We start from the raw sequence: 14320 nt of genomic DNA, 5'->3' as shown, positions 1-14320 counted from the left end.
CGGCAGGCCAGGCAGCGCCCCGAACCGCCGCCGATCCCGCCGCCCGGCGACCTGACCCCGCGGCTCGCGCTGCCCATCCTGACGGTGGTCTACCTGTGGGTGCCCGTCGCCTCGATCATCGTCGTCGCCCGCGCGCCGGTGCCGGTCGGGCTGCGGATGGCGTACTGGGCCGCGGTCGTCGCGGTGGTCGCGCTGCAGGCGTACCACGCGCTGCCGCGGCCTCCCGGCGTCCGGCCGAGGCACGCCGCCTGGACGCTGCCCGCGCAGCTGCTGCTCGCGTGGCTGCCGCTGCTCGAACCGGACCGCCCCTACTACCAGCTCGTCGGCTGGGCCGCCGCCGCCCTGCTGATCGTGATCCCCGCGCCGCGCCTGGCGTGGGCGCTGTACGCGGCGGTGGTGGCGAGCGTGCCCGCGGTGCTCCTGGCCCGGTCCGGCCCGGCCGCGGACATCCCGGCGGCCCTGGTGGAGGTGGTCGGCATGTCGGCGATGTTCTACGGGCTGACCGCCGTGACGCGGCTGGTCTACCAGGTACGCGAGTCGCGGCTGGCGCTCGCCGGACTGGCCGCGGCCCGGGAGCGGCGCAGGATCGCCCAGGACGTCCACGACCTGATCGGGTACGGCCTGTCCGCGATCACCGTCAAGGCCGAGCTGGCCGCCCGCGACCCCGCCCGCGCCGAGGCCGAGCTGGCCGGCATCGTCACCGTGGCCCGCACCGCGCTGGCCGACCTGCGCGCCATCCCCGGGGACGGCGAACCCGGGCTCAGCCTGCGCGCCGAGCTGGCCTCGGCCCGCGAGGTCCTCGAGGCCACCGGCGCGACCGTGGAGATCGACCCCGATCCCGCACCCCTGCCCGCCGGCGTCGACGCCCTGCTCGCCGTCGTGGTCCGCGAGGCGGCCACCAACGTGCTGCGGCACAGCGAGGCCCGCCACGTGACGATCGCCCTGACCACCGGCGACGACCTCGTACGGCTGCGCATGGACAACGACGGCGTCACCGGCCGCCCCGGCGAGCCCGGCCAGGGCGTCGCCAACCTCACCGCCCGCCTCGCCGCCCGGGGCGGCCGCCTCACGACCGCCTCCCGGGATCACCGCTTCCGGCTCGACGCGACCGTGCCCGCGCGACGCTGACCCGGTTGTCACATTCGCGGGGGCTACGACGTCTTGTCTGTGTAGACGCGTCTTACCGGACAGCGAGGTGAGCCCCTTGATCCCCTATACCGATCCCAACGCCTGGCGGATCGCCATGGACGCCAGCGAGGCGACGCTCTCGGCCGGTCTCGGGAGCGGCGGCTTCGACGGCTCCTTCTACCTGAGCCCGGCCGGGTCGCTGGCGGGCTTCACGCTGCGGCTCTCCCTGCCCGGGGCGCCGGAGCTCCTGTGGGAGTCGGTGAGCCTGGAGGGCGGATCCGAGGTCCGCGGGAGCAGCCGGCTGCTGCTGGACGGGCGGGCGGCCCGCGCCGAGGTGTCGGGGTTCTGCGCGCGGGTGCCCGTGGGATGGTCAGGGAGCTCGTACCTGAAGATCGTCCTCACGGCCAGGTTCTCGCCCCTGCGGCTGCGCTGGCCCAGGTGGCGGCTGCGGCCGGTGACGCTGCGCCTGTTCACCGAGATCCGCCCCGCAGGGTGACCCAGAACGCTTCGCAAAAGTACGAAGCGTCACAGTACGCGCCGCGATCACGGCTAACCTGCCGTTTCATGACGTACGGCCCGCAGCAGCCACAGTTCAATGCCCCCTACCCCCCGCAGCAGCAGCCCGCCTTCGCGCCGCCTCCCGTGGTGATCGACGTCGGCGGCGACGCCAAGGTGAAGGCGCTGATCGGCGGCTCCGTCGCGGGGGCCATCGGGCTCATGGCGGTCTTCTCGGCGCTCACCGGGCAGACGACGGGCGGCGCGGGCTCGGCGGTCGCCGTCCTGGTTCTCGGGCTGATCTTCCTGTTCATCGGGCTGCTGCCGATCATCACCTGGCGCAAGCTCAGCCGGCCGCGCAAGCTCGTCTTCGACGTCCACGGCGTGCGCTGGGACGACCCCCAGGGCCGCCCGTGGGCGGCCCCGTGGGCCGAGCTGTCCGCGGTGGGCATCTCGCGCACGCAGCAGCGCCGCGTCAAGCTGGCCGACTACATCATGCGCAAGACGATGGTCCGCCTCGACCTCTTCCCGGCCGACCCGGGCTTCCGCGCGCGCCATCCGGACATGGAGCACCTGTGGGAGTTCCACACGGTCAAGAACGGCTACCGGCTCCCGCTGGGCTCGAACCCTAAGTACATCCCGGTCATCGAGCACGCCATGCGCCAGTACCGCCCGGCCATCTACCTGGGCATCCGCGACGAGGGCTTCATGGTGGGCCTGGTCTGAGGAGATCAGCCGAAGTCCAGGAAGACGGTCTCCTCGTCGCCCTGCAGGTGGATGTCGAACCGGTAGACGCCCGTACGCTCCTCCACGGGCACCAGCGTCCGCCCGCGCTCCGGCGGCAGCGAGCCGAGGAAGGCGTCCTGGGTGAAGTAGATGCGGGTGTAGAGGTGGTGGAGCAGGCCGCGGGCGAACACGCAGACGCTGATGTAGCCGTTGCCCGGCGGAAGCGTGCGCAGGACCCAGCCGCCGTCGGCATCGGTGGCCACCCGGCCGAACCCGGTGAAGTCGACCCCGCGCCGGCCCAGCAGCGCGCCGGTGACCTGGTCGCGCCGGAGCGTGCCCGGCGCGCCCGCGAGGCCGCCGGACGGGTCGGCCTGCCAGAACTCCAGCAGCGCGTCGGGCACCGGCTCGCCCGCACCGTCGTAGACGCGGCCGTGGACGGTGATCCCGCCGTCGGCGACGTCGCCGCCGCGGGGGATCGGCAGCGCGTAGCCGTAGAACGGGCCCACGGTCTGCGAGGGGGTGGGGTTCATCGGCCCTCCTCCATCCAGGCCGCGGCGGGGCCGTCCAGCACGATGTCCCACCGGTAGCCCAGCGACCACTCCGGCACGGACAGGTCGTGGTCGTACGCGGAGACCAGCCGCTGCCTGGCCCGCTCGTCGGTGACGGAGTTGAGCACGGGGTCGTACGGGAACAGCGGGTCGTTCGGGAAGTACATCTGGGTCACCAGTCGCTGCGTGAAAGCCGTGCCGAACACCGAGAAGTGGATGTGCGCGGGCCGCCAGGCGTTGACGTGGTTGCGCCACGGGTACGCGCCGGGCTTGATCGTGGTGAAGGCGTAGCGGCCCTCGTCGTCGGTCAGGCAGCGGCCCACGCCCGAGAAGTTGGGGTCGAGCGGCGCGGGATGGTCGTCGCGCTGGTGGAGGTAGCGGCCCGAGGCGTTGGCCTGCCAGACCTCCACGAGCTGGCCGCGTACCGGGCGGCCGTCGCGGTCCAGCACCCGCCCCTGGACGGTGATCCGCTCGCCGAGCGGCTCGCCGGCGTGCTGCCTGGTCAGGTCCGCGTCGAACGGCGCGACGTCGGCGACGCCGAAGACCGGCCCGGCCAGCTCCGCCGCCTCCGGGTCCTTCAGAGCGACGAGCGGCTGCTTGGGGTGGCGCAGCACGCTGCTGCGGTAGGGGGCGAAGTCGCGATCGGGATGGTCGGCCTCCGCGCCTTCGCGGGCCTGGTGGACCTCGGCGATCTCGCGGTCGATGTCGGCTTGGGTGAGGGGTGGGGTCATCTGATACCTCCGAGGAGACCCCCGCCTTCAGACGGGGAGGAATCGGACTCCTGCGGAGCAGCGCAGGAGCAGGCGATTCGCCGTCAGGCGGACCGCTGTCTACGACAATCGAGCAGTACTTGGCTGGTCCTCCTGCAAAAATGTGAGGTGTGGCGCAGCTGGTGAAGCGGGCCTACAAGTACCGCTTCTACCCGACTCCCGAGCAGGCCGGCGAGCTTGCCCGGACGTTCGGTTGCGTGCGCCTGGTCTACAACAAGGCCTTGGAAGAGCGGACCCGCGCCTACACCCTGGAGGGCAGACGGGTCTCCTACGTGGAGTCCTCCGCCGCGCTGACGGCGTGGAAGAAGACCCCCGAGCTGGCGTTCCTGGGTGAGGTGTCGTCGGTGCCGTTGCAGCAGGCACTGCGCCACCTGCAGGCGGCGTTCGCGAACTTCTTCGCGCGCAGGGCGAAGTACCCCACGTTCAAGAGCAGGAAGAAGGCACGTGCGAGCGCGGAGTACACCCGCTCGGCGTTCCGCTGGCGCCAGGGCCGACTCTTTCTGGCGAAGATGGACGCGCCGCTGACCATCGTGTGGTCGCGTCCGCTGCCCGAGGGGGCCGAGCCGTCCACGGTCACCGTCTCCCGGGATGCGGCCGGGCGGTGGTTCGTGTCCATCCTCCTCGAGGAGAAGATCTCGCCGCTGCCGCCGGTCGAGGCGTCGGTGGGCGTGGACGCGGGCATCACGGCGCTGGCCACGCTCTCGACGGGTGAGAAGATCGTCAACCCGCGTCACGAGCGTGCCGACCGGCGCAAGCTGGCCCGTGCTCAGCGATCGCTCGCCCATAAGGAGAAGGGATCGAACAACCGGGCCAAGGCCCGGCTGCGCGTGGCGAAGGTGTACGCCCGGATCGCCGACCGGCGCCGGGATCATCTGCACAAGCTTTCGACTCGGCTCGTCCGTGAGAACCAAACGGTCGTGATCGAGGATCTCACCGTCCGCAACATGGTGAAGAACCGCTCGCTGGCCCGCGCCATCTCGGATGCGGCCTGGCGCGACCTGCGGATGATGCTGGAGTACAAGGCCGCCTGGTACGGGCGCACACTGGTGGCGGTGGACCGCTGGTTCCCCTCCTCCAAGCTGTGCTCGGCCTGCGGGATGCTGCAAGAAGCGATGCCGCTGAACGTCCGGGAATGGACCTGCGACTGCGGCGCGGTCCACGACCGCGACGTCAACGCCGCGCGCAACGTGCTCGCCGCCGGGCTGGCGGAGAGCTGAAACGCCTGTGGAGCTGGTGTAAGACCTCAACGAGAGTCCTCTCGGGCGGGCGACCGGCAGTGAAGCAGGAAGACCGACCGGCGACGGTTGGAATCCCCCTCGTTTACGAGGGGGAGGAGGTCAACTGCGGCTACCTTTCCAGGACGACGGCCAGGCCCTGGCCGACGCCGATACAGAGGGACGCGAGCCCGGTGCCGGAGCCGGCGGCGGCGAGCCGGTGGGCCAGGGTGCCGGTGACGCGGGCGCCGGAGGCCCCGAGCGGGTGGCCCAGGGCGATGGCGCCGCCGTCGGGGTTGACGATGGCGGGGTCGAGGTCGGGCAGCTCGGCCAGGCAGCCGAGCACCTGCGCGGCGAACGCCTCGTTCAGCTCGGCCGACGTCAGGTCGCCGAACCCCTTGCCCGCCCTGGCCAGGGTCCTGCGCGACGCCTCGACCGGGCCGAGCCCGAAGGAGCGGGGTTCGAGCGCGCTGGCCGCGCTGGCGACGATCCTGGCCAGGGGTTCGCGGCCGCGCAGCCCCGCCTCGTCGGTCAGCAGCAGGGCGGCCGCGCCGTCGTTGAGCGGGGAGGAGTTGCCCGCGGTGACCGTGCCGCCGTTTTTCCTGAACACCGGTTTGAGCCGGGCGAGCTGGTCGGGGCCGGTGTCCTCGCGGATGCTCTCGTCCCTGGTCAGGCCGCCGATGGGGACGATCTCGCGCTCGAACGACGCCTTGGCCGCCTTCTGGTGGCTGGCCAGCGCGTACGCGTCCTGCTCCGCCCTGGCGATGCCGTGCCGGTCGGCGATCAGCTCGGCGCCCTCGCCCAGCGGCACGGTGTGCTCGGCGGGCATCCTCGGGTTGACCAGTCGCCAGCCGAGCGTCGTGGAGACCAGCTCCTGCCCGCCGGCCGGGAACGCCCTGTCCGGCTTGGGCAGCACCCACGGCGCGCGGGTCATCGACTCCACGCCGCCGGCGATCACCGTGGAGGCGTCGCCGAGGGCGATCATGCGGTACGCCTGGATGACGGCCTCCATGCCGGAGCCGCACAGCCGGTTCACGGTCACGCCCGGGGTGGTCACGGGCAGGCCGGCGAGCAGCGCGGCCATGCGGGCGACGTTGCGGTTCTCCTCGCCGGCGCCGTTGGCGTTGCCGAGGATCACCTCGTCGGGGGCCGCCACGCCGTTGCGCTCGGCGAGGGCCCTGACGACGTGGGCGGCCAGGTCGTCGGGGCGGATGCCGGCCAGCGCCCCGCCGTGGCGGCCGAAGGGCGTGCGGACGGCGTCCACGATGTAGACGGTGTTCATACGGCTACCTCCGCTTCCGTGCGGTCGCGCAGGTCGGCCACGCTCACCCCGGGCGCGGTCTCGACCAGCCTCAGCCCGTCCCCGGTGACGTCGAGGACGCCGAGGTCGGTGATGATCCGGTGCACGCACTCCTTCCCCGTGAGGGGCAGCGAGCACTCCTTGACGATCTTCGGCGTGCCGTCCTTGGCGGTGTGATCCATGATCACGATGACCCGGCCCGCGCCGTGGACCAGGTCCATCGCCCCGCCCATGCCCTTGACCAGCTTCCCGGGCACCATCCAGTTGGCCAGGTCGCCCCGCGCCGAGACCTGCATCGCGCCCAGCACCGCCACGTCGATGTGGCCGCCCCGGATCATCCCGAACGACAGCGAGGAGTCGAAGAACGCCGCGCCCGGGCGCACGGTCACGGTCTCCTTGCCGGCGTTGATCAGGTCGGGGTCCAGCGCGTCGGGGGCGGGGTAGGGGCCGACGCCGAGGATGCCGTTCTCCGAGTGCAGGATCACGTCCACGTCGGGCGGCAGGAACGACGGGATGCGGGTGGGCAGCCCGATGCCGAGGTTGACGTAGTCGCCGTCGCGCAGCTCGGCCGCCGCCCGCGCGACCATCTCGTCCCTGGTCCAGCTCATGAGGTGACCGTCCTCTTCTCAATGGCCTTGTCGCTCGCCTGGTCGGGGGTCAGGACGAGGACCCGCTGGACGAACACGCCGGGCAGGTGCACCTCGTCCGGCTCCAGCTCGGTCAGCTCCTCGACCTCGGCGACCGTGATCCGCCCGGCCATCGCGGCGAGGGGGTTGAAGTTGCGGGCGGCCTTGTTGAAGACCAGGTTGCCGAAGCGGTCGCCCTTGGCGGCCCGGACCAGCGCGAAGTCGGTGGTGATGCTGCGCTCCAGCACGTAGGAGCGGCCGTCGAACTCGCGGACCTCCTTCGGCGGCGAGGCCACCGCGATCGAGCCGTCCGGGTTGTGGCGCAAGGGCAGGCCGCCGTCGGCGACCGGTGTGCCGACCCCGGCGGGGGTGTAGAAGGCGGGGATGCCGGCGCCGCCCGCCCGCAGCCGCTCGGCCAGGCTGCCCTGCGGGGTCAGCTCCACCTCCAGCTCCCCGGCGAGGTACTGGCGGGCGAACTCCTTGTTGTCGCCGATGTAGGAGGCCGTCACGCGGGCGATGCGGCCGGCCGCCAGCAGGATGCCGAGGCCGCCGCCGTCCACCCCGCAGTTGTTCGACACCACGCCGATCCCCGTCACGCCGGTGTTGTAGAGGGCCTGGATCAGGACGTTGGGGATGCCGCTGAGCCCGAAGCCGCCGACCGCGAACGACGCGCCGTCCGACACGCCGGCCAGCGCCTCCTCCGCGGTCGCGACCACTTTGTCTCTCCGCACGACGCTCCATTCATCGGGAGTGTTCGCATAGTGAACTTTAGTTCACTATTGTGATGACGAGTATGCGTACGTGACCGCGCCCGTGTCAAAGGAGGGCCGATGGAGCCTGCGGGGACCCTGGAACGCGGCCTGGCCGTGCTTCGGGCGCTGACGGCGGATGCCGCCGGGCGCTCGCGCCCCATGCGGGTGCGCGCCACCGACCTCGTACGCGCCACCGGCCTGGCCAGGTCCACGGTCGACCGCGTGCTGGCCACGCTGGTCCACCTCGGCCACGTCCGCGCGGAGGGGCGTGACCTGCTGCCCGCGCCGCGGCTGATGGAGCTGGGCGAGGCGTACCTCGCCTGCGGCGGCCTGCGCGACCCCCTCGCGCCGCCGGCCGAGCGGCTCGCGGAGGAGCTGGACGAGTCCGTGTCGCTGGCCGTCCCGGACGGCGACGGGGTGCGCTTCATCGGCCAGTTCACCCGCCGGCGCACCATGTCGGTGGCCTTCCGGGTCGGCGACCTGCTGCCCGCCGACCGCTGCGCGGCGGGCCTGGCCCTGCGCGACCCCGCCGCGCCGTGGGCCGAGGACGACCAGCTCATCGAGCCGGGCCTGGTCGCGGTCGCGGTGCCCGTACGCGACCCGCGGGGGGAGGCGGTCTGCGCGGTGAGCGTCGTCAGCCACACCAGCCGGCACACCGCCGCCAGCCTGCGCGACTACGCGCTGCCCCGGCTGCGCGAGACGGTCGCGGCCATGGAGGCGGCCCTGACCGAGCCGGCGCCCCGGCCCCCTCTGGCACCGGCCCCCGCGGACCCTTCTCGCGCCGCGAAGGAGGAGTTGGGCGCGGGATACCTGCAGTCGCTGGCCCGAGGTCTTGCTGTGCTGGTGGCGCTCGGCTCGGCCCGCGGCGGGCTGAGCCTGGCCGACGCCGCCAAGACCACCGGGCTCCCGCGCGCCACCGTGCGGCGATCGCTGCAGGTCCTGGCGCGGCTGGGCTACGTGGCCTGCGACGACTCCCGCTTCGCCGTGCTCCCCAAGGCGATGGAGCTGGGCTACGCGGCCCTGTCCGAGCGCACCTTCGGCGAGGTCGTCCAGCCGCACCTGGCCGACCTGGTGGCCCGCGTCCACGAGTCCGCCTCGGTCGGGGTGCTGTCGGGCGACGACGTCCTGTACGTGGCCCGCGTGCCCACCGTGAGCATCATGACCGTCAACATCACGGTCGGCACCCGCTTCCCCGCGTACGCCACCTCGATGGGCCGGGTGCTCCTGGCCGACCAGCCCGGGGAACGGCTGGCCGCCATCGCGCCCGAGCCGCTGACCCGCCACACCATCACGGCGCCCGACCGGCTGCGGGCCGCCGTCCGGCAGGCCGCCGAAGACGGCTACGCGCTGGTGGACCAGGAGCTGGAGGAGGGGGTCCGGTCCATCGCGGTGCCGGTCCGGGGCCGGGACGGGCGGGTGGTCGCGGCCGTCAACGTCGCCACCCACGCCGGCCGGGCCACCCGCGCCGACCTGCTCCGCGACGTCCTGCCCGCGCTGGCCGAGACGGCCGCCAGAATGTCCGCCGACCTGCGGCACGTCTCCGTGACGCCCTGGACGACTTAGACGTACCCGTCTGGTGGCGGCGGCGGTCGGGTGCCGGGCCGGGACAGGACGCCGTTCGGCCGGGAACAGACGGTCCGGCTGGGGGGTGCTGTCAGCCCCTGCCAGTGAGCGCGTTCACCGGGTTCGATGGATCGCGAAAGGTGCGAATGGCGCGCCATTGACGAAGTCGTTGTCGGCCTGCGCGAGTGTCGATGCGAGAAACAGCAAGGAGAACGGTCATGCGGCAAGTGGTGATACACACCGCCGGAGACGTCCGCGTGGAGGAGCGCGAGGATCCGAGGATCGTCGAGCCCACGGACGCGATCATCCGGTTGACGGCGACGTGTATCTGCGGGTCGGACCTGTGGCCGTACCGTGGCGTCGAACCGGCTGACCACCAGGTGATGGGGCACGAGTACGTCGGTACCCAGTCCGAACGGGCTCGCATCCCCTACGCGGACGGCACGCTTGTTCCCACACCGGGGCAGCCGGATCCGGAGCTGATCCCCTCGCTGCTGGCCGCGTCCGACGTGCTCGGCACCGGCTGGTTCGGCGCGGTCGCCGCCGAGGCCGGCCCCGGCAAGACGGTTGCCGTCGTGGGTGACGGGGCGGTCGGCCTGATGGGTGTCCTGGCCGCCAGGCAGCTCGGCGCGGAGCGGATCATCGCGATGTCCCGCCACCCCGAGCGGCAGGAGCTCGCCCGGTTCTACGGCGCGACCGACATCGTCACCGAGCGGGGCGACGAAGGCGTGGCGAAGATCAAGGAGTTGACGAACGGGCTCGGCGCCCACAGTGTGATCGAGGCGGTCGGCACGCAGGAGTCCACCATGCAGGCGATCGGTGCGACCCGTCCCGGCGGGCACATGGGCTTCGTCGGGGTGAACTACGACGTCGCGATTCCCGGCATCGACCTGTTCTTCGCCGGCATCCACGTCCACGGCGGGCCTGCCCCGGTTCGCCGGTTCCTGCCCGGGCTGATCCGGCTCATCTGCGACCGCAAGATCGATCCTGGCAAGGTCTTCGACCTCACCCTTCCGCTGGAGGAGGCCGCGGAGGGCTACACGGCGATGGATGAGCGTCGGGCCATCAAGGTCTTGCTGACCGTCTGACGCGCCTCGCCCCGTTCGAGGGGCGAGGCGCGGTTGTTGCGGACGGCGCCGCAGCGCCGACCGGGTCAGGCGACAGGTCTACGGTGGAGGATATGAGCAGGAAGGACGAGGTGCGGGAGTTCCTGATCTCCCGCCGGGCGCACGTGACCCTCGAACAGGCGGGACTACCCGACTTCGGCGGCGAACGGCGCGTGCCCGGCCTGCGCCGCGAAGAGGTCGCCATGCTCGCCGGTGTCAGCGTCGACTACTACACCCAGCTCGAACGCGGCAAGATCCGCGGCGCCTCCGAGAGCGTGCTCAACGCCGTCGCGCGAGCGTTGCAACTCGACGACGTCGAACGCGAATACCTGTTCGACCTGGCCCGCCCCACCCCGACGACACCGGCCGCGCGCAGCCGGCGGCGGGCCGGGCCGTCGGTGCGGGCCTCGGTGCAACGGGTCCTCGACAAGCTGGCCGTGCCCGCGGTCGTGGTCAACGCGCAGCAGGACCTCATCGCCGCGAACCTCATGGGCCGCGCGCTGTTCGCCCCGCACTTCGAGGCCGAGGAGCCGAACCTGGCCCGGTTCATCTTCCTCGACCCCCGCGCTCGAGATTTCTACGTCGACCGGCCCCTTGCCCGCAGTATGACCGCCGCGATGCTGCGACTCGAAGCCGGACGCGACCCGCTCAACCAGGAGCTCACCGCACTCATCGGAGAGCTCTCCACGCTCAGCCCACAGTTCCGCGCGGATTGGGCCGAGCGGGACGTGCACGAGCACCGCACCGGCCGGAAGGTCTACCGCCACCCCGACGCCGGCGAGCCGGGCCTGTCCATCTGCGCTTTCAGCGTCGAAGAGGGCTCACCGTCCGCTGACAGGTTCGCCCTCCTGTCCAGCTGGGCCGCCACCCAGGGGTTCGGGAGCCGGCAGCGCGTGAACGCGGCCCACGGTGGGGAACCGGCAGACAGGACGGAACCGATCCCGTTCGACAAGCGGGGGACGTTCTTCACCAACGGTATGGCCTGACCGTCGAGTGACGCCCTCTGACCCGGAGGGCCTGCCACGCAGGCGCGAGAGGACTGACATGGCACTGATTCTGGTAACCGGGGCATCCACCGGGCTCGGGCGCGACACGGCGAACGCGCTGGCCGACGGCGGGCACGACGTGGTCATCCACGTCCGCAACCGGGCCCGGGTCACCGGCGCGGATGACACCGCCCGGTGGAAAGACGTCGTCATCGGGGATCTCGCCGAGCTGGACGAGATCCACGACGTTGCCCGGCAAGCCCGCAGGTTCGGCCGCTTCGACGCCGTCATCCACAACGCCGGCACCATGCGGTCTCCCGAAGCGGGCATCGTCAACACCGTCGCGCCGTACCTGCTGACGGTCCTGATGGACAAACCGGGCAGGCTCATCTACCTCAGCAGCTCCATGCACCGAAGCGGTTCCACCGACCTGCGACGGCTGGCCACCGGCACCGCTTCCTACAGCGACAGCAAGCTGTGGGTCACCACGCTCGCGCTGGCGGTCGCGTCGCGGTGGGAGGGAACCTCGAGCCATGCGGTCGACCCCGGATGGGTCCCCACACGCATGGGCGGCGCCGGCGCACCGGATGACCTGGCAGCCGGACACCGGACACAAGTGTGGCTCGCCACCCACCATGACGTGAGCCCGGGCACCGGCGGCTACTGGTATCACCGGCAGGTGCAGACGCCACACCCCGCGTCGCAGGACGAGGATTTCCAAGATCGCCTCATTCACGCCTTGGAGAGCCACACGGGCGTCCCGCTCGTCTGACCGCGGACCCCGCTGCGCCAAGGCCGGAGCGGGCCACCTCGGGCCCCCGCGTCGGCGACGGCCTCGGCTACGGAACCTGCCGGCCGAGCCGCCCAGGCATCACGTAAAGCCCGGACCAGCGGCTTTTCGCACGCTATGGAGCGATCGGCTGACCCGCGGCCGGCTTCGGCTTGCTGATCCGTCCTTCGGCGTCGACCACGACCACCTCGACTCCCTCAGCCGAGAACGGGGCCAGCGCGTCCTCCGAGGCGCCGGCGTCGGTCACCAGCGTCCAGGGCCGGGGGAGCCGGACCCAGGCGTGGAACGGACGTCGCCCGAGCTTGGCCGCATGCGCCAGCACGTAGGTCCTGTGGGAACTGCGCGCCATGAGCTCCTTGAGCCGGGTCTGCTGGAGGTCGGCCTCGCAGATCCCGCGGTCGGCGGTGACTCCGTCAGCCCCGAGAAAGACGCGGTCGAACGACATCCGCTCCAGGGAGGTCTCGGTGACGGGGCCGACGAATCCCTGGCTGAGGTGGCGCAGCCTGCCGCCGAGACACTCCACATGGAGGCCCTCGACGTCGTCGAGCTCTTTCAGCACCGTCAGGCTCGTGGTGGCGATCAGGAGCTGGGTGCTGGAGCGCAGTTCGTGAGCCAGCGCCGCGACGGTCGAGCCGGCGTCGAGCAACACGGACTCCCCGGCTCCGATCTGCTGGGCCGCCCACCGGGCGATTCCGCGCTTGGCCTCGAAGGCGTCGCCGACGCGCTGGCGCAACGAGTCCTCGGGGTGCGCGACGACGGCCATCGCACCGCCGTACGTGCGGGCCAGCAGCCCCTGCGCGGTCAGCCGGGCGAGGTCACGCCGGATGGTCGAGGACGTCACGTCGAACGTCGAGGACAGCTCTTCGACGCTGGCCAGACCACTGGTCGTGGCCAGACGCACGATCTCGGCGCGCCGACGCTCAGAGTTACTGGACAACGCTCCTCCTTCTCGGCTTGTCGTTCAAGGCCCCGGGGTCAGATGGCCGGGCTGGGAGACATCTGGGCGGCCTGCCGCAGCGCCTCGATCATGCTACCGACCTCGGCGAGGCCCTTCCCGGCGATGTCGAAGGCCGTTCCGTGGTCCACGGACGTGCGGATGACGGGCAGCCCCACGGTGATGTTCACCCCGGCCTCGATGCCGAGGATCTTCACCGGGCCGTGGCCCTGGTCGTGGTACATCGCCACGATGAGGTCGTAGTCTCCGCGCCCCGCGACGAAGAACGCCGTGTCGGCGGGCAGCGGTCCCTGCACGTCGATGCCGTCGGCCTTCAGGACCTCGATGGCGGGAACGATCTTCTCGGCCTCCTCCCCGTACCCGAACAGGCCGTTCTCCCCGGCGTGCGGGTTGATGCCGCACACGCCGATGCGCGGGTTGTCGATCCCGGCCCGCCGCAGCGCCTCGTGGCCGCGGCGAACGGTCCGTTCCACCAGGCCGGGTTCGATCTTCGCGATCGCGTCGATCAGCCCGATGTGCGTGGTGACGTGGATGACCCGGATCTTCGGTGAGGACAACATCATGGACACCTCGTCGATCCCGGTCAGGTGCGCGAGGAGCTCGGTGTGTCCCGGGAAGATGTGGCCGCCCGCGTGCAGGGCCTCCTTGTTCAGCGGTGCTGTGCAGATCGCCTGCACCTCCCCGGCCATCGCCAGCCCGCTGGCGACGCGTACGTAGTGGTACGCGGCCGCCCCCGCCACGGGGGAGACCTTCCCCCAGGGCAGATCCTCCGGCAGCAGCGCGAGATCGATGACATTGACGCGTCCCGGCTCGAACACGGCATCGGCCACGGTGTCGACCGCCACGATCTCGGTGTCGATCCCGAGGATGCCGGCCGCCTGGCGCAGCCGTACGGCGTCGCCGATGACGACGGGACGGCAGAGCTCGGCGACGTGGGGGTCCTGGAGGGCGCCGACGATGACTTCCGGGCCCACGCCGGCTCCGTCACCCATGGTGACGGCGATGATCGGGGTGGCCGCGGTGCGCGGCTGTGCGCCGACGGCGGCGGTGGTGATGCTCACTTGGGGACCTTTCGCTTGGTTCTGGGGAGGGGCGGGTTCAAGGGTTGCGAGGGAGCGCGCGGCCAGGGCCCTGACGATCTCGACGAGCGAGTCGGCTCCCCCGAAGCTGCCCGGGCGGGTGACCACGGAACGGCCGTCGGGCGTCCGGGAGTGGACGGCCCCCGGGTGCACCTGTCCGACCGGTGTCAGTTCCCGCACCTGAAGGGCGTCAAGGACGCGCCGGGCGGTCTCGCCGCCGGTCAGCACGAGGTCCACCGTCCGCGGGGACGCGCGCACCGCGTCCGCGACGACCTCGGCCAG

Annotated in this window: 14 protein-coding genes and 1 pseudogene; 8 read left to right on the top strand and 7 right to left on the bottom strand. The window is 71.9% G+C overall.

The features are described 5' to 3' along the window. From ACWDX9_RS49630 to ACWDX9_RS49620, 3 genes are all read left to right on the top strand, one after another. The coding region (locus ACWDX9_RS49630) for a sensor histidine kinase (RefSeq protein ID WP_449968174.1) at window positions 1-1128 on the top strand (1128 nt) is incomplete at its 5' end. A 76-nt stretch (window positions 1129-1204) separates the two neighbouring features. Further along, window positions 1205-1624 carry a hypothetical protein gene (locus ACWDX9_RS49625; protein ID WP_449968171.1) on the top strand — a complete coding sequence of 140 codons (420 nt, stop codon included), beginning with the start codon at window positions 1205-1207 and terminating at the stop codon, window positions 1622-1624. A gap of 68 nt (window positions 1625-1692) precedes the next feature. Then, window positions 1693-2349 carry a hypothetical protein gene (locus tag ACWDX9_RS49620; RefSeq protein ID WP_449968168.1) on the top strand — a complete coding sequence of 219 codons (657 nt, stop codon included), beginning with the start codon at window positions 1693-1695 and terminating at the stop codon, window positions 2347-2349. A 5-nt stretch (window positions 2350-2354) separates the two neighbouring features. On the opposite strand, the gene pcaG is transcribed toward ACWDX9_RS49620, so the two are convergent. After that, window positions 2355-2879 (bottom strand): protocatechuate 3,4-dioxygenase subunit alpha, encoded by a 525-nt coding sequence (gene pcaG / locus ACWDX9_RS49615; protein WP_449968165.1) that lies wholly within the window; start codon window positions 2877-2879, stop codon window positions 2355-2357. Continuing rightward, window positions 2876-3628: a protocatechuate 3,4-dioxygenase subunit beta gene (pcaH, locus tag ACWDX9_RS49610; protein WP_449968162.1), complete on the bottom strand. Its 753-nt coding sequence runs from the start codon at window positions 3626-3628 to the stop codon at window positions 2876-2878. Before pcaH ends, pcaG begins: the two co-directional genes overlap by 4 nt. A gap of 149 nt (window positions 3629-3777) precedes the next feature. On the opposite strand from pcaH, the pseudogene ACWDX9_RS49605 reads away from it, so the two are divergent. Then, window positions 3778-4970: pseudogene (locus ACWDX9_RS49605) on the top strand (RNA-guided endonuclease InsQ/TnpB family protein); the annotation flags it as partial. 44 nt (window positions 4971-5014) lie between these two features. On the opposite strand, the gene ACWDX9_RS49600 reads toward ACWDX9_RS49605, so the two are convergent. Genes ACWDX9_RS49600 through ACWDX9_RS49590 form a run of 3 tightly spaced genes read right to left on the bottom strand, consistent with a single transcriptional unit; the run spans window position 5015 to window position 7538 of the window. After that, the gene (locus ACWDX9_RS49600; RefSeq protein ID WP_449968159.1) at window positions 5015-6163 is read right to left on the bottom strand and encodes a thiolase family protein; all 1149 of its coding nucleotides are present in this window, start codon (window positions 6161-6163) and stop codon (window positions 5015-5017) included. Then, entirely contained in the window at window positions 6160-6789 is a 630-nt protein-coding gene (locus ACWDX9_RS49595; RefSeq protein ID WP_449968156.1) for a CoA transferase subunit B, read from the bottom strand. Before ACWDX9_RS49595 ends, ACWDX9_RS49600 begins: the two co-directional genes overlap by 4 nt. Next, a complete protein-coding gene (locus ACWDX9_RS49590) occupies window positions 6786-7538 on the bottom strand; it encodes a CoA transferase subunit A (RefSeq protein ID WP_449968154.1) in 753 nt (250 codons plus the stop codon). Before ACWDX9_RS49590 ends, ACWDX9_RS49595 begins: the two co-directional genes overlap by 4 nt. A gap of 99 nt (window positions 7539-7637) precedes the next feature. Here ACWDX9_RS49590 and ACWDX9_RS49585 point away from each other — a divergent pair, with 99 nt between their 5' ends. The 4 genes from ACWDX9_RS49585 to ACWDX9_RS49570 all read left to right on the top strand — a co-directional run bounded on the left by ACWDX9_RS49585 (window position 7638) and on the right by ACWDX9_RS49570 (window position 11986). Further along, window positions 7638-9122, top strand: a complete 1485-nt coding sequence (locus ACWDX9_RS49585) for an IclR family transcriptional regulator domain-containing protein (RefSeq protein ID WP_449968151.1) — start codon at window positions 7638-7640, stop codon at window positions 9120-9122. Window positions 9123-9340: 218 nt separating this feature from the next. Next, window positions 9341-10210 carry a zinc-binding dehydrogenase gene (locus ACWDX9_RS49580; RefSeq protein WP_449968149.1) on the top strand — a complete coding sequence of 290 codons (870 nt, stop codon included), beginning with the start codon at window positions 9341-9343 and terminating at the stop codon, window positions 10208-10210. A 92-nt stretch (window positions 10211-10302) separates the two neighbouring features. Then, window positions 10303-11214 (top strand): helix-turn-helix domain-containing protein, encoded by a 912-nt coding sequence (locus tag ACWDX9_RS49575; RefSeq protein WP_449968147.1) that lies wholly within the window; start codon window positions 10303-10305, stop codon window positions 11212-11214. Window positions 11215-11272: 58 nt separating this feature from the next. Further along, a complete protein-coding gene (locus tag ACWDX9_RS49570) occupies window positions 11273-11986 on the top strand; it encodes an SDR family NAD(P)-dependent oxidoreductase (protein WP_449968145.1) in 714 nt (237 codons plus the stop codon). 133 nt (window positions 11987-12119) lie between these two features. On the opposite strand, the gene ACWDX9_RS49565 is transcribed toward ACWDX9_RS49570, so the two are convergent. Further along, window positions 12120-12941, bottom strand: a complete 822-nt coding sequence (locus ACWDX9_RS49565) for a DeoR/GlpR family DNA-binding transcription regulator (RefSeq protein ID WP_449968142.1) — start codon at window positions 12939-12941, stop codon at window positions 12120-12122. A gap of 38 nt (window positions 12942-12979) precedes the next feature. Continuing rightward, a partial coding sequence (gene pdxA / locus ACWDX9_RS49560) for a 4-hydroxythreonine-4-phosphate dehydrogenase PdxA (RefSeq protein WP_449968140.1) occupies window positions 12980-14320 on the bottom strand: 1341 nt, incomplete at its 5' end.

The organism is Nonomuraea sp. NPDC003201, assembly GCF_053590415.1.
Note: the sequence above shows the minus strand (reverse complement) of the source record. Positions and strands in the feature narration are given on the sequence as shown.

Excerpts from the sequence above, each read along its gene's own strand:
- ACWDX9_RS49620 (WP_449968168.1), top strand. The coding sequence starts at position 1,693 with ATGACGTACGGCCCGCAGCAGCCACAGTTCAATGCCCCCTACCCCCCG.
- pcaG (WP_449968165.1), bottom strand. The coding sequence starts at position 2,879 with ATGAACCCCACCCCCTCGCAGACCGTGGGCCCGTTCTACGGCTACGCG.
- pcaH (WP_449968162.1), bottom strand. The coding sequence starts at position 3,628 with ATGACCCCACCCCTCACCCAAGCCGACATCGACCGCGAGATCGCCGAG.
- ACWDX9_RS49600 (WP_449968159.1), bottom strand. The coding sequence starts at position 6,163 with ATGAACACCGTCTACATCGTGGACGCCGTCCGCACGCCCTTCGGCCGC.
- ACWDX9_RS49595 (WP_449968156.1), bottom strand. The coding sequence starts at position 6,789 with ATGAGCTGGACCAGGGACGAGATGGTCGCGCGGGCGGCGGCCGAGCTG.
- ACWDX9_RS49585 (WP_449968151.1), top strand. The coding sequence starts at position 7,638 with ATGGAGCCTGCGGGGACCCTGGAACGCGGCCTGGCCGTGCTTCGGGCG.
- ACWDX9_RS49580 (WP_449968149.1), top strand. The coding sequence starts at position 9,341 with ATGCGGCAAGTGGTGATACACACCGCCGGAGACGTCCGCGTGGAGGAG.
- ACWDX9_RS49575 (WP_449968147.1), top strand. The coding sequence starts at position 10,303 with ATGAGCAGGAAGGACGAGGTGCGGGAGTTCCTGATCTCCCGCCGGGCG.
- ACWDX9_RS49570 (WP_449968145.1), top strand. The coding sequence starts at position 11,273 with ATGGCACTGATTCTGGTAACCGGGGCATCCACCGGGCTCGGGCGCGAC.